The 14,006-nt window shown below is 73.2% G+C and carries 14 protein-coding genes; 5 read left to right on the forward strand and 9 right to left on the reverse strand.

The features are described 5' to 3' along the window. Positions 1 to 83: 83 nt before the first annotated feature. Both ABZ646_RS24355 and ABZ646_RS24360 read right to left on the reverse strand, forming a co-directional pair. On the reverse strand, positions 84 to 365 hold the full coding sequence (locus ABZ646_RS24355; protein WP_046727336.1) for a hypothetical protein: 282 nt from the start codon (positions 363 to 365) through the stop codon (positions 84 to 86). Between the two features lie 171 nt (positions 366 to 536). Further along, a complete protein-coding gene (locus tag ABZ646_RS24360) occupies positions 537 to 1,013 on the reverse strand; it encodes a hypothetical protein (protein ID WP_358987952.1) in 477 nt (158 codons plus the stop codon). A 464-nt stretch (positions 1,014 to 1,477) separates the two neighbouring features. On the opposite strand from ABZ646_RS24360, the gene ABZ646_RS24365 reads away from it, so the two are divergent. From ABZ646_RS24365 to ABZ646_RS24375, 3 genes are all read left to right on the forward strand, one after another. After that, positions 1,478 to 2,254 carry a hypothetical protein gene (locus ABZ646_RS24365; RefSeq protein ID WP_360522611.1) on the forward strand — a complete coding sequence of 259 codons (777 nt, stop codon included), beginning with the start codon at positions 1,478 to 1,480 and terminating at the stop codon, positions 2,252 to 2,254. A 71-nt stretch (positions 2,255 to 2,325) separates the two neighbouring features. After that, the gene (locus ABZ646_RS24370) at positions 2,326 to 2,604 is read left to right on the forward strand and encodes a hypothetical protein (protein ID WP_132892884.1); all 279 of its coding nucleotides are present in this window, start codon (positions 2,326 to 2,328) and stop codon (positions 2,602 to 2,604) included. A 141-nt stretch (positions 2,605 to 2,745) separates the two neighbouring features. Beyond that, complete coding sequence (locus ABZ646_RS24375; protein WP_360522614.1) at positions 2,746 to 3,402, forward strand: chaplin; 657 nt, start codon at positions 2,746 to 2,748, stop codon at positions 3,400 to 3,402. Positions 3,403 to 3,469: 67 nt separating this feature from the next. Here the strand turns inward: ABZ646_RS24375 and ABZ646_RS24380 are convergent, their stop codons facing one another. Continuing rightward, entirely contained in the window at positions 3,470 to 3,967 is a 498-nt protein-coding gene (locus tag ABZ646_RS24380; protein WP_360522617.1) for a carboxymuconolactone decarboxylase family protein, read from the reverse strand. A gap of 46 nt (positions 3,968 to 4,013) precedes the next feature. Here ABZ646_RS24380 and ABZ646_RS24385 point away from each other — a divergent pair, with 46 nt between their 5' ends. Both ABZ646_RS24385 and ABZ646_RS24390 read left to right on the forward strand, forming a co-directional pair. After that, the gene (locus tag ABZ646_RS24385; RefSeq protein WP_360522620.1) at positions 4,014 to 5,447 is read left to right on the forward strand and encodes a PLP-dependent aminotransferase family protein; all 1,434 of its coding nucleotides are present in this window, start codon (positions 4,014 to 4,016) and stop codon (positions 5,445 to 5,447) included. A 52-nt stretch (positions 5,448 to 5,499) separates the two neighbouring features. Then, on the forward strand, positions 5,500 to 5,985 hold the full coding sequence (locus tag ABZ646_RS24390; protein ID WP_360522623.1) for a carboxymuconolactone decarboxylase family protein: 486 nt from the start codon (positions 5,500 to 5,502) through the stop codon (positions 5,983 to 5,985). A 95-nt stretch (positions 5,986 to 6,080) separates the two neighbouring features. On the opposite strand, the gene ABZ646_RS24395 is transcribed toward ABZ646_RS24390, so the two are convergent. The 6 genes from ABZ646_RS24395 to ABZ646_RS24420 form a co-directional block, all read right to left on the reverse strand. Beyond that, complete coding sequence (locus ABZ646_RS24395; RefSeq protein ID WP_360522625.1) at positions 6,081 to 6,884, reverse strand: aminotransferase class IV; 804 nt, start codon at positions 6,882 to 6,884, stop codon at positions 6,081 to 6,083. A gap of 24 nt (positions 6,885 to 6,908) precedes the next feature. Further along, the gene (locus ABZ646_RS24400; protein WP_360522628.1) at positions 6,909 to 8,087 is read right to left on the reverse strand and encodes an FAD-dependent monooxygenase; all 1,179 of its coding nucleotides are present in this window, start codon (positions 8,085 to 8,087) and stop codon (positions 6,909 to 6,911) included. Continuing rightward, complete coding sequence (locus ABZ646_RS24405) at positions 8,084 to 9,655, reverse strand: AMP-binding protein (protein WP_360522631.1); 1,572 nt, start codon at positions 9,653 to 9,655, stop codon at positions 8,084 to 8,086. The genes ABZ646_RS24400 and ABZ646_RS24405 overlap by 4 nt, the downstream gene beginning before the upstream one ends. Before the next feature lie 2 nt (positions 9,656 to 9,657). Beyond that, positions 9,658 to 11,166, reverse strand: coding sequence for an AMP-binding protein (locus tag ABZ646_RS24410; RefSeq protein WP_360522634.1), 1,509 nt, complete (start codon positions 11,164 to 11,166; stop codon positions 9,658 to 9,660). Beyond that, positions 11,163 to 13,397: an aminodeoxychorismate synthase component I gene (gene pabB, locus ABZ646_RS24415; RefSeq protein ID WP_360522637.1), complete on the reverse strand. Its 2,235-nt coding sequence runs from the start codon at positions 13,395 to 13,397 to the stop codon at positions 11,163 to 11,165. Before pabB ends, ABZ646_RS24410 begins: the two co-directional genes overlap by 4 nt. A gap of 30 nt (positions 13,398 to 13,427) precedes the next feature. After that, positions 13,428 to 14,006: hypothetical protein (locus ABZ646_RS24420; RefSeq protein ID WP_360522640.1), on the reverse strand; the 579-nt coding region annotated here is incomplete at its 5' end.

Raw genomic sequence — 14,006 nt, forward strand, 5'->3', positions numbered from 1 at the left:
CGGCGTTCGGCCGGGCGCCGGGACATTGAGCCGTCGGGCGCCGTGGCGCCGGACGAGGCCTCGGAAGGCTGCTGTCGCAGACCTCAGAAGGCGCTGTTGTTGCAGCCCATCGTCGAACCGAGATTGGTGGCCTGGGCGCCCGGGTTGCCCTCGCCGTTCAGGGCGCTGCCCAGCAGGCCGTTGAGCAGGCCGACCTCTCCGAGGACGTCCAGGTTCAGGTCGTGCGACTTGCAGTGCGAGCTCTGGTTGATGTTGAACTTGTCGCCCTGCCCGTGGCCCTCGCCGCCGGCGTAGGCCGTGCCGCTGACGAGGCCGATGCTGCTGAGGGCGGCGACCAGGACGGCAGCGTTGCGAAGCTTGCGCATGTCATCTCCGTGGAGTGGGGGGTTGCGATCTGTGGCAGATCGACTTTTTACAGTTACGGGAGATTAGTACGTAATAGGCCAAATCCGGCAGCGACGCGCTGTTGTTTCGAGCGCGCGGCAGAAACACCCGAAAAGTCGTATGGCCCGTGGTGCGACCGCCAAATGCTGGCGTCAGCCCTGGCGTTGCGCGCTGGCGAGGGCGTTCGACTGGCTGTTGGCCTGGGTGCAGTCGACACCCCGGGTCTGGGAGGCCGCGAGCAGGGCGACCGGGATGTTCGCGTCGAGCAGGGACTGCGGGCTGCACTCCTGGTACGGGCGGAACATGTTGCTCTGGGTCACCGGGCCGCCCTGCGCGACCTGCTGCGGGGCCTGGGGCGAGATCTGGGGGCTGATCTGCGGGTTCAGCTGCGGGTTGAGCTGCGGGGCGACCTCGGTGCCGCGCTGCGGGGCCGGTTGGGCGGCCGGCGTGCCGTACGTCTGCGCGGTCGCCTGGGCGGAGGTGGCGGCGGCGGCCTGGGCGTCCGGTTGGGAGACCGGGGTCGGCCCGGTCCCGTAGGAGACGGGCGCGGCGGAACTGGGTCCGGCACCGACGGCGGTCAGACCGCCGGCTGCTGCGACGATGAGCGCGACTTGCCGAAACTTACGCATGGAATCCTCGGCCCTTCATGTGATCTGTGCGCGGAACCTGATGAAATGACTGACGAGGAAGCGCAGTTGTCGCTTCCATGCCGTCCGGGCGGCCGGTGCGGAGCTTCGCCCTCACCCCGTGGGGAACGAGAGGCCCGCAGGCCCGGATACGGCCGCGATGCCGTCTCACCCGTTTGCCGAAAGGCATATGAGCTGCAATTTCCCTGCCGGTGACGGCAATTGGGTGACGGCACTTTGAATGCCCGTGACCATCGCCCGGCACTCCTCGTTCCGGTGGGGAGAGGGCGGTGGTCGAGGACCCGAAGGTATTGAGGGCGAATCGCTGCCGGCTCCGATGCGAAGTTCGCGTGCTGCTCAGGAGTACCGCTGCTGAAAGTGCAGTGCAATGACCGCACCGACTGCACGCGCGACCGCACTGAACGCAATGGACTTTCTCATCCAGGTATCGAAGGGCCGAGGGTTTCATGCGCAAGCTTCACAAGGCCGCGCTCGTTCTGGCAGCGGCCAGTGGTCTGTCCGCCATCGGCGCGGGCGTCAGCTATGCCGACGCTCCCGTCGGATATGGCGGTGCGGCCCCGGCGCCGGCTCCGGACCAGCCGTATCCCCCGGCCCCGGCGCCGCAGCAGGCCGGTTACGCCGCCGGCCAGACGCAGGGCTCGGCGCAGGCCACCGTCCCCGCCTATCCGCAGCAGCAGGCCGCGCCGCCCCAGCAGTACCAGCAGGCCCCGCCGCAGTACCCGCAGCAGGCCGCGCCGGCCCCGCAGTACCAGCAGGCCCCGCCGCAGTACCCCCAGCAGAGCGGTTACGCCTCCGCCTCGGCCTCGTCGCAGGGCTCGGCGCAGGCCACCGCCGCTCCCGGCTACCCGCAGCAGCAGGCCGCGCCGCCGCAGTACGCCCCGGCACCGCAGTACGCCCAGCCGCAGGCCGCTCCCGCCTACCCACCGCAGTACGCCCCGGCGCCGCAGTACGCCCAGCCGCAGGCCGCCCCGCCGCAGGTCGTACCGCAGGTCATGCCCCAGGTCATGCCGCAGGTCGCCCCGCAGCTGGCCGTTCCCCAGGGCTCCGCCGCGGACGGGCCGACGCGGGTCACGCCGCAGGTGAACCCCCAGGTGAACCCGCAGGTGAACCCGCTCATCAACCCGATCCTCGGCGCTCCGGCCGTGCCCGGTCTGGCCCCGGTCGGGCTCGGCCAGGTCGCGGCACCCCCCGTCGGCCAGCTCGGGCTTCCCCGCCTCGGCTGACGCTTCGCCACACTTTCCGACTTTCCCTCGAACCGCAGCGGATCCCCATCCGCTCGACCTACGGAGAACCCATGCGCAAGCTCCACAAGGTGGCCCTCGTGGGCGCCGCCGTCCTCGGCAGCGTCTGCTCGGTCGGCGGCGGCACCGCCTTCGCACACGGTGAGCCGGGCCACGACATCGACGTCACGCAGGGCACCGAGTGCCGCTCGCACGACATGAACATCGAGGTGCTCGGCAACGTCAGCGCCCTCACCGGACTGGCGGGCAACCTGCTGAACGGCGAGGGCAACCCGGGCGCCCAGCAGAGCCACCTCGGCTCGGACATGGGCTGCAACAACCAGGCCCTCTGATCAGGCCGGACGGCACATGCCGCCCTCTTTCTCGATTCCTCAGCAACCACCACAGTCACACCGAGTCCGGGTGAGTGCCCGCGACGCGTCTGGAAGGGCAGGGAACCCATGAAACGGGCTACCCGAAACAGTGTGATCGCCATGGCCGTCGCCTCTGGCGCGATGGCAGTCGCGGGGACGGCTCATGCCGACTCCGCCGCGGACGGGTCCGCGAGCGGCTCGCCCGGAGTGGGCTCCGGCAACACCATCCAGTTGCCGGTGGACATCCCGGTGAACGTGTGCGGCAACACCGTGGACGTGGTCGGGCTGCTCAACCCCGCGATGGGCAACAAGTGCTCCAACACGGGTCACAGGGCGGCGGGGCAGACGACGGGCTCCCGGACGTCGGGCGGGGCCACGGCCCACGGCGACACCCACGACTCGCCGGGCGTCCTGTCCGGCAACGACCTCCAGATCCCCGTTCACGTGCCCGTGAATTTCAGCGGCAACAGCGTGAACGTGGTGGGTGTGGGCAACCCCGTGTTCGGCAACGAGTCCAGCAACGACTCGTACGGCGGTCCCGACGAGCCCACCCCGTCCGCACCGACCACGCCGCGCGTCCACCAGCAGCCGCACCACCCGGCCAAGGCGCACCCGAGGCAGACCACCGTCGTACGGCACCGGACCACCGAGACCCTCGCCCACACCGGAGCGGCGAGCCCCTGGGCGCCGGGCATCGTGAGCCTCGCCTCACTGGCGGCCGGAGCGGTGCTGTACCGGCGCTTCCGCCCCGGGACGGGCAGCGCGCCGCACGCCTAGACCGGTACCACGCGCGGTGACCCGCAGGGCCGGCCGGAGCAGGCCCGGGCCGTCCGCCCGGCCCTGCTCACCCGTGCTGCCCCGGCGTGTAGTGCCCGGGAACCATGCGGGTCGTCACCGCGAACCGGTTCCAGGAGTTGATCACGATGATCGAGGCGATCAGCTGCGTCAGCTGCGCCTCGTCGAAGTGCTTGGCGGCCCGCTCGTAGACCTCGTCCGGCACGAAGCCCTCGGTGAGCACGGTGACGGCCTCGGTCAGCTCGATCGCGGCGAGTTCCTGCTCGGTGTAGAAGTGCTTCGACTCCTCCCACGCGCTGAGCTGGACGATGCGCTGCACGCTCTCGCCCGCAGCGATCGCGTCCTTGGTGTGCATGTCGAGGCAGTACGCGCAGTGGTTGAGCTGCGAGGCGCGGATCTTCACCAGCTCGAACAGCTTGGCGTCCAGGCCCTTACGGGCCGCTCCGTCCAGGCGGACCATCGCCTTGTAGACCTCGGGCGCGTGCTGTGCCCAGGCCAGGCGGGGGGTGTGCTCGGGTGCGTACTCGGCGGTGTGTTCTGTGGTCATGCCTCGACCCTACGAGCAAGGCAGCCCAGGGGTATGGTCCATTTCCATGGGGAAAACATGGGCCACTCAGGGTGCCCTGGGTATCGACCTGCACCTGGAACCGGCCGGTCCGGGCCTGCGCCGGGGTCTGACCGACGCACTGCGCCAGGCCGTCCGCAGCGGACGGCTGGTCCCCGGCACCCGGCTGCCCTCGTCCCGCTCCCTCGCCGCCGACCTCGCCATCGCCCGCAACACCGTCGCCGACGCCTACGCCGACCTGGTCGCCGAGGGCTGGCTCACCGCCAGACAGGGCTCCGGAACCCGGGTCGCGACCGGCGTGCCGGCCCTGCTGCCGGACCCGCGCACCGCGGCCACGGCCGCCACGACGGCCCACCGCCCCGCCCACGACCTGCGGGCCGGCTTCCCCGACGTCTCCGCCTTCCCGCGCGCCGAGTGGCTCAAGGCGGCCCGCCGCGCCCTCACCGCCGCCCCCAACGAGGCGTTCGGCTACGGCGACCCGCGCGGCCGTGTCGAACTGCGCACCGCGCTCGCCGCTTACCTCGCCCGCGCCCGGGGCGTGCGCGCCGACCCCGAACACATCGTGATCTGCGCCGGGTTCTCGCACGCCCTGAACCTGCTGGGCCGGACGCTGCGGGCCCGCGGCGCGGACACGGTCGCCGTGGAGTCGTACGGCCTCGACGAGCACTGGCGGCTGCTGACCGCGGCCGGGCTGCGGCACGTCCCGCTGCCCATGGACGAGCTGGGCACGGACACCGGAGCGCTGGGGCCGGGTCCGGCCGCGGTGCTGCTGACCCCCTCGCACCAGTTCCCGCTGGGCCTGCCGCTGCACCACGACCGGCGGGCCGCGGTCGTGGACTGGGCGCGGCGCACCGGCGGCCTGGTCCTGGAGGACGACTACGACGGCGAGTTCCGCTACGACCGCAGGCCCGTCGGCGCCCTCCAGGGCCTCGCCCCCGACGAGGTGGTCTACCTGGGCACCGCCAGCAAGTCCCTGGCCCCCGGGCTGCGGCTGGCCTGGATGGTGCTGCCGCCGGCCGTGGCCCGCGAGGTGACCCGGGTCAAGGGCGAGGTGGACACCTGCGGCGCGCCGGACCAGCTGACCCTGGCCGAGTTCATCGGCTCCGGCGGCTACGACCGCCATGTCCGCGCCTGCCGCACCCGCTACCGGCGACGTCGGGACGCCCTGGTCGCCGCCCTTGCCGAACGCGCCCCGGCGATCCGGGTCACCGGCATCGCGGCGGGTCTGCACGCGCTGCTCAGGCTCCCGCCCGGCAGCGTGACCCCGGTGATCCGGGCTGCCGCCGCCCGTGGCCTGGCCGTCGAGGGACTCACCCCGCGCCACCGCCACCCCGCGGCCGCCGTCGAGGTGCCCGACGCGCTGGTGCTCGGCTACGGCACTCCCGCCGACCACGCCTGGTCCGGTGCGCTGGACACCCTGTGCGCGGTGCTGTCCGACCCGACTGTGATCAGCGGCGCCTGAATTCACGGACAACGGTCCCCGTAATTCAATAAGGGAAGCTAGAGTCTCACCCATGAGCAATGGCGATCAGATTTCCCGTGTGGCCCTCAAGAAAATCACCCCTGACGTCTCCTCGGCGATGGGTTCCCTGCATGCCGCCGCCGTCGCCGCGGCCCAGGACGCCAAGGTGGAACCGGAACTCCTGGAACTGGTCAGAATCCGCGCCTCCCAGCTGAACGGCTGCGCCTTCTGCCTCGACATGCACACCAAGGACGCCCGTGCCCAGGGCGAGACCGAGCAGCGCATCTACGCGCTCAACGCCTGGCGGGAGACCCCCTTCTTCACCGAACGGGAGCGCGCCGCCCTGGCGTTGACCGAGGCCGTGACCCTCGTCGCCGACGACCGGGTCCCGGACGCGGTCTACGCCGAGGCCGCCGCCGTCTTCGACGAGGCCCAGGTCGCGGCCCTCATCTGGGCGGCCACCGTCATCAACGCCTACAACCGGATCGCCATCGCCACCCGAATGGCGCCGGGGGCCTACCAGGCCAAGCAGAAGTAATTCCGGCGACGCCGAATAAATTCAGGCACCGGAAAGCGCCGGGTCGAATCGGATCGTATTCGGCCCGGCGCGTCCGCGGTGTCCGCGGGTTTTTCTCAGTTTTCCGGCAGCGGCTCCATGCGGTCGTCCAGCCACCCCCGCCATTCCGCCGCGCGAGCCGCCGGTGCCGCCCGCAGGGGTTCGCCGATCCACCGCGCGACCGGCCTGATCCCGTGCAGCGCGTTGACCAGCCACACCTCACGGCCGTCCAGCTCGGGCAGGGTCCGGTCCCGGTGGGCGACGGGGACGCCCGTGCGCAGCGCCCGCTCCTGGAGCAGCGCGACGGTCACCCCGGGCAGTACGGGCAGCCGCGGCGAGGGCAGGCACAGGGTGCCGTCCTCCCACCACAGCACACTCGCCGTGGCCGCCTCCAGCACGAGCCCGGTGGGCGCGACCAGCACCGCCTCCTCGGCGCCCGCGCCGACCGCCCGGCCCCGCACCCGGGCCAGGGTGTCCAGGTCCGGCCCCTTGCGGCGCGGGACGGTCCGCGGGTCCGACTGGCCGGTCGCCCACACCCGCACCTCGGACCCGAGCGGCGGCGCGTGCCGCAGCCGCAGCCGCAGCTCTCCCGGCCCGCGGGCGAGTTCGACGCGGGGGAACCACTCGCCGGTGCGGGGCAGCGCGGCCGTCATCGCCTGCCAGAACTCCAGCAGCCGGGGCAGCGGCGGCCCGCCGCACTCGCCGCAGGACCGCAGGAAACGCTCCCGGTGCCGGTCCAGGGCGCGCACCCGGCCGTCCCGGACCAGCCAGGAGTCGGCGACGAGCAGCCGCCCGCCCGGTCCCGCGTCCTCGGCGGGCCGCAGCCCGCCGGCCGCTGACCACGTCAACAGCCCTTCACCGAAGGTCACCCGGCTGCCCATGCGCTCCTCCTCAGTACTTCCGGCTCAGTACTTCCGGCCGGCCAGCGCCGGCGCCCCGTTCCGTGGCCCGTACGGGGCGTGCTCCAGCCAGGATCCGCAGGACGGCACGACGGGCGCCAGCACCGCCGCCGCACGCTGCCGCAGCCGTACGATCCGCCGCCGGGGCCGCAGATGGTCCAGAGCGGTCCCGGCCGCCGCGCTGTTGAAGAGCGCGGCGGCCCGCCGCACCTCCGCGAACCCGTCCACCGCGTCCGCCGTCTTCGCCGCGACCGCGTCGGCCGCCGCCGCCGCGTCGGCGATCCCGCTGTTCATGCCGCGCGCCCCGAACGGCGGGAACAGGTGCGCGGCCTCCCCGACCAGCAGCACCCGCTCGTGCGGGTCGGTGAAGGAGGCCGCGACCTTGCGCAGGAAGCGGTACGTCGACACCCACAGGATGCTGTCCCCGTACCCCTCGCCCACCACCCCGGGCAGCCAGCGGCGGACGGCCTCCTCGGTGCCGAACTCCTCCGGCCGGTCCCCGGCGTGGCACTGGAGGTCGACCTGGAAGCCTCCGGTGAAGGGCACCCGCATGACGCTGCGGCCGCCGGCGCCCGGGTGCTCGTAGTGGAAGACCCGCTCCAGCGGCAGCTCCGCGCCCGGCCGGTCGGCCACGTCGACGACCACGTGGAAACCGTCGCCGTGCGTGCCCTCCATGGGGATGCCGAGCCCGGCCCGGACGGCGGACCGGGCGCCGTCCGCGGCGATGACGTGGCCGCAGGTCAGCTCCCGCCCGTCCGCACAGCTCAAGGTGACGTCCGAGGCGGTGGTGCGGACACCGGTCACCCGGGCGTCCCACCGGAACTCCACACCCGCCTCCGTGCACGCGTCCCGCAGGAAGCGCTCGGTGTCCACCTGGCGCAGGCTGGTGAAGGGCGGCCTTCCGGAAGGGGGCGGGAAGGTGCGGGAGTACACCTCCCGCCCCCGGTACAGGGTCCGCCGGGTGTGCCAGGTCCGGCCGTGGTCGGTGATCCGTCCGGCCAGCCCCGGCCGCATCGCGTCCAGCAGCGCCAGGGTCTCGCGGTGCACGAACAGGGCCCGGCTGCCCGGCCGTTCGCGGCCCTCGGGGTCCGCCTCCAGGAGCAGCACCGGCAGGCCGTGCGCGCGCAGCGCGAGCGCCGCCGACAGACCCACCGGCCCGGCGCCGACCACCACCACCGGCGTCACGCGCGCACACCCGCCGCCAGCATCCGGGTGATCTCCACCCGCTTCACCTTCCAGGTCGCGGTCATCGGCAGCTCCTCGAACCGCCACTGCCGCGGCTGGGCCATCGCCGGCAGGTCGGCGGTCGCCGCCCGCCAGCGATCCGGGTCCAGCGGCTGTTCGCCGCGCACGCACACCACCGGGACGGGCTCCCGGTCGGCACCCGGCACGATGACCACCTCACGCAGTTCCTCCAGCCGGTCCATGAGGGTGTCCTCGACCTCCAGGTTGCTGTGCACGGAGTCGATCCGGTCGATCTCCCGGTCGATCAGGTACAGCGCGCCCAGCCGGCTGCGGTACCCCATGTCGCCCATCTGCCACCACTCACCGTCGAGTTGGCGTTCGTACTGCTCGCGGGCGCCGAGGTAGGTGAGGATGCGGCCCCGGGTGCGGGCCTCGATCCGGCCGGGCACGCCGGGTGCGGCGGACTGCCCGTCGGGGCCGGTGACCCGGACCCGGGTGAAGCCCGGTATCCCGATCCCGACCCGCCGTCCGTCCGCCCGGCTCACGCTCCTGCGGGTGAACCACTGGAAGGCGACCGGACCGGTCTCGCTCTGCCCGTACAGCTGGATCAGCCACGGGCTGCGGCGTTTCGAGGCGTCCAGGAGCCGCCGTACCGTGCGCGGGTGGATCGCGTCGAACGTCGAGCCGTACGACCTGACGCGGGACAGCGGGGCGCCGGGGGCGTCCGCGAGCTCCTCCCACAGCACGAAGGTGTTGGGGTGGGTCTCGACGATGCCGGGGCGGTGCCGGGCCAGCATCGGGCCGACCCTCGCCGGGTCCGGGTCGGTGATCAGCAGCAGCGGGCTGCCGAAGTGCAGCAGCACGCCGAGCAGATGGTAGAAGCGCGAGTGCACGAACGACATGTGCAGCGCCGCCACCTCGCCCCGCGTGGGCCAGCCCATCGCCTGCTGCGGCAGCAGGCGGTTCCACATGGACTGCGGGCAGTGCACGGCGAGTTTGGGGACCCCGGTGGTACCGGAGCTGTGGGTGATCAGGGAGGGTTCGCGGGGGTGCAGCCGGACCGGCGCCGGGACCTCGGCACCCGCGTGCTCCGGCAGGGACACCACCCCGGGCACGCTGTCCACGGTGAGGGTCTGCCGGACCAGGCCCCCGGTCTCCAGCCCGGCGAGCTGCGCCGCGTCCGTGACCAGCCACGGCTGCCGGAGTCGGGCGAGCAGCTTGCCGACCACCTCGCCGGCCAGGGTGGGCGAGAGCAGCACGGGCACCGCGCCGATCCGGGAGACGGCACAGGTCAGCAGCACGATGTCGACGTTGTCCGTCTTGTGGACGACGACCTGCTCGGTGGGCCGCACCCCGGCCGCCCACAGCCGCGCGGACAACTCGTCGACGGCGTCGGCCAGTTCGCGGTAGCTGAGCCGGACGCCGAGGTCCGGGTGGGTGTCCAGGGGCCGGTCCAGGGTGACGAACACCCCGCCGTGCCGCTCGGCGGCCCGCCGGAACAGCGGGCCCAGGTAGAAACCCCGGTCGCCGATGAGGGACTCCTGCATGGAGACGGTCCTTTCAGTCATGGTCACCACGCGCCCCGGCGGACCAGGTGGCGGCGGAGTTTCCCGGTCGGGGTCCGGGGCAGGGACGGCAGCAGGCTGATGCTGCGCGGCACCTTGAACGCGGCCAGCCGCTCCCGCGCCAGCGCCAGGAGCTCCTCCTGGAGCCCGGCGGGCGCCGGGGTGCCGGCGGGTACGACGAAGGCGCGCAGCCGGACGGCGCCGGTGCCGTCCGGTACGGCCGCCACCGCGACCTCGCGCACCGCCGGATGGGTGCGCAGCACCGCCTCCACCTCCAGCGGGGAGACGGTGATCCCGCCGACCATCTCCATGTCGTCACTGCGCCCCAGGTGCCGGTAGGCGCCGTCGGGTTCGCGCACCGCCCGGTCGTGGGTCGCCAGCCAGCCGCCGACCAGGGTGCGCGCGGTCTCCTCCGGCCGGTTGAGGTAGCCGGGTGTCACCGTCGGCCCGCGCACCCACAGTTCGCCCTCGTGCCCGTCGGGCACCGGACGTCCGTCGCGGTCGCGCAGCTCCACCTCGAAGCCGGGCACCGGACGGCCCACCGTCCCGGGGTGGTTGTGGGCCACACTGTTGGCGCAGAAGGCGTGCCCGGCCTCGGTGGAGCCGATCTGTTCGAGGACCGGTGCGCCGAGCAGCTCCGTGACCCGGTCGCCGAGCCCGGCGGGCAGTCCCTCGCCGGCCGACACCGCGGCCCGCACCGAGGCGAAGCAGGCCTGGTGCCCGCTGCCCCGGTCGGCGACCAGCGCCGCGTACGCGGACGGCACCGAGTACAGCAGGGTCACCCGGTGCCGGGCGACCAGCTCGTCCACGGCGGCCGGGTGCGGACGCCGGTCCACCAGGACGGCACTGGACCCCGAGAAGAGCGGGAAGACGAAGGCGTTCCCGAAGCCGTACGCGAAGTACAGCTTGGACACCGACAGGGTCACGTCGTCCTCGGTGACGCCGAGCAGCCGCCGTCCGATCAGGTCGTGGTACGCGGCCGGGTGGGCGTGCGTGTGGACGACGCCCTTGGGCCTGCCCGTCGTCCCGGACGTGTACTGGACGTACAGCGGGCTGTCCGCGTCGACCGGGTGGGCGGGGGTGGGGCCGGCCGCGGGGGCGAGCGCGAGCAACTGGTCGGCGCCGAGGCGGACCCGTCCGGGGAAGCGGTCCTCCAGACCGGGGCCCGTCAGACACAGCACCGCCTCCGTGTCGGCGGCCATGAACGCGTGGTCGGCCGCCGGGAGTTCGGGGTTGACCAGGACGGCGACCGCGCCGAGCCGGGCGACGGCGAGGAAGGCCACCACCCAGGCGATCGAGTCGGGCAGCGCGAGCAACACCCGGTCGCCGGGGCCGACGCCGTGCCCGGCGAGGACCGTGGCGGCCCGCGCCCCGAGGTCGTGCACCTCGCCGTGGGTGAAGACACGGTGGCCCTGGTGGAACGCGGCCCGGTCGCCCCAGCCGTGCCGCTCGGTGCGGTCGGTGAGCCGGGCGGCGAGGTTGGCGGTCGCCGTGACGGCGGGGGCCCGGGTCATCGGGCGGCCTCCTGCACGGCGTCCGCCGCGGCCGTCGTGTGCTCCCGCAGCGCGCGCATCTGCGCGGCGGTCTTCAGCAGCATCTCGTCGTACTCGGCGGCCGGGTCGGAGTCCAGGACGATCGCCCCGCCCGCGCCCAGTTGCATCCGGCCGCCCGCCAGCACCGCCGTCCGGATCACGATGTTGAGGTCGGCCCCGCCGCTGCACCCGAGGTAGCCGAGCGCCCCCGAGTACACGCCCCGGGCCGCGGTCTCCAAAGAGTCGATGATCTCCATCGTGCGCAGCTTCGGGGCCCCGGTCATCGACCCGCCCGGGAAGCAGGCCCGCACGCAGTCCACGGCGTCCGTCCCGGCCCGCAGCCGCCCGGTCACCGTCGACACCAGCTGGTGCACGGTCGCGTACGACTCGGTGGCCATCAGGCGGGGCACCCGCACGGTTCCGGTACGGCAGACCCGGCCCAGGTCGTTGCGGAGCAGGTCGACGATCATCAGGTTCTCGGCGCGGGTCTTGGCGTCCGCCGCCAGCGCGTCCCGCAGCCGCTCGTCCTCGAACGGGGTCGCCCCGCGCGGCGCGGTCCCCTTGATGGGCCTGGCCTCGGCCACCCCGTCCCGGGTGATCCGCAGGAACCGCTCCGGCGAGGAACCGGCCACGTCCAGGTCGCCGAACCGCAGGAAGGCCGCGTACGGCGCCGGGTTGACGCGGCGCAGCTCCCGGTAGAAGGCGTAGGGGTCGGCCGGGGCGGGCAGCCGGGCCGCGTTGGTCAGGCACACCTCGTAGCTGGTGCCGGCCCGCAGTTCCCGTCGGCAGGCCTCGATGTCGGCGAGGTAGCCGGCCCGGTCGCGCAGCAGCCAGGGCTCGGCGGCCTCCAGGTCGGGCGCCTCGGCGGCGGGCGGGGCCGGCCGGCCGGCGCCCGGGGCCAGGAAGGTGAGCTGGGCCAGTACGGTCTCCAGCCACTCCTCGGCCTCCCGGGCGGCCTGCGGGGTGTCCTCCGCCAGGCAGACCGCGTAGGTGACGTCCTCCTCGTGGTCCACGGCGAGCAGCCGGTCGGCGAACAGCCAGCAGGCGTCCGGGGTGTCGGCCCTGTGCCTGTTCGGGGAGCCGCAGTCCGCCTTGGTCTCGTAGCCGAAGTAGCCGACATAGCCGCCGGTGAAGTCGAAGGGCAGGTCGCCGGCGTCCACCCGGCGGCTGGTCAGCTGTCGCTTCAGGTAGTCGAAGACGCTCGCCGACACCTTGCGCGGCGGCCGCCCGGTCCGTTCCACCTCGCACCGCCCGGCCGTCACGTCGTACCGCACGAACTCGGCGAGCGGACCGCTGTCGTCACCGAGGAACGAGAACCGCGAGCGTCCCTGCTCGACGAGGGAGCTGTCCAGCCAGAAGGAGCGGGCCGAGGCGGCGAAGAGCCGGCCGAAGGCGGCCTCCGTGTCGACGGCACCGGCGATCTGGCGGGTGTGCAGCCGGTACGCGGGCCCGTCGCCCCGGCGGGGGCGGGGGATGGTCGTGCCGGGCCGGGGTCCGGTCGTCCGGCCCGAGTGCCTCGAAGCGGAGGCGACGGCCGTGCCTTCTTCGCTCACCGCGTGGGCCCCGGGCCTCGGCCGGGGGACCGCCGCCTCGGCCGGCGGGACGGCGGTGTTCTTGGAACGCGCCCGGCGGGCGCGGCGGGCCGTCAGGTTGCGGAAGTTCACCAGCATGCGGTGGCCGTACTCGGTGAGCACCGACTCAGGGTGGAACTGCACGCCCCACAGCGGCCGTTCGCGGTGGCGCAGGCCCATCAGGACGCCGTCCTCGGCCCAGGCGGTGGCCTCCAGGGCGGCGGGCAGCGGCTCGTACACCGCGAGGGAGTGGTAGCGCACGGCCGTGAAGTCCTGGGGCAGCCCCTCGAACAGGTCCCGGCCGTCGTGCCGCACTCTGCTCAGGTGTCCGTGCCGGGGCTGCGGGGCGGCCACCACCCGGGCGTCCTCGCCGAGCGCGATGCCCTGGTGGCCCAGGCACACCCCGAGCACGGGCACCGTGGCCCCGGCGATCACCCGGGCACTGATGCCGAAGTCACGGCTGTTCCCCGGGTGCCCGGGCCCCGGGGACACCACCACGTTGTCGAACCCCGCGAGCCGGGAAAGTGCGCCGTCCCCGTCGTCGTTGCGGACCACCACCGGTTCCTCGCCGTTGACCTCGGCGATCAACTGGAACAGGTTGTAGGTGTACGAGTCGTAATTGTCGATGAGCAGGGTCTTCACCCGCCCACCTCCCTCGGATCGTTCCCGGGCCTAGGCGGCCCGTCGTTTGTGCCGCCCGCGCAGCGCCTGGAGCGGCGGGTACAGCCATTTCTTGAAGAAACGCTGCAACCGCGGCATGAGAATCCAGGTGACAAGCGCGGTCACGCAGAGGCAGAGCACCAGGGTGCGAACGAGCGGATTGACGCCGCCGAGATAGGGCAGCACGACGATATTGAAGAGCAGAACCGGTGGGAACACCGCGCTCATGTTGATGAACCACAGTTTCCATTTGGCCGGGGGAGCGGGCGGCGGCGGTGCGGGCGGCGGCCCGTTCAGCGCGTCGAACCACTCCTTCGACCCCCGGACGCTACGGCGCCCGGTGGGGCGGGCGATACCGTCCGTGCGGATCTCCCACTGCCCCCGGTCCAGGGAGTTCTCCCAGGCCAGCGCCGACTCCTCGGTGGCGAAGCGATACACGACATGCCATTCCGCCTCCTCGTCGACCAGGACGCCACCACCGAGGAACCCCGGCTGACGGGCGCTCGCGCCCAGCATGGCCCACCCCCACGAGTGGAAGTCGCCTTCACGACCCGGCAGCACGTGATAGGCCACGGTGACGGTGACGGGATT

Origin of the sequence: Streptomyces sp. NPDC007162 (genome assembly GCF_040634175.1) — a bacterium.
Classification (GTDB): Bacteria; Actinomycetota; Actinomycetes; order Streptomycetales; family Streptomycetaceae; genus Streptomyces.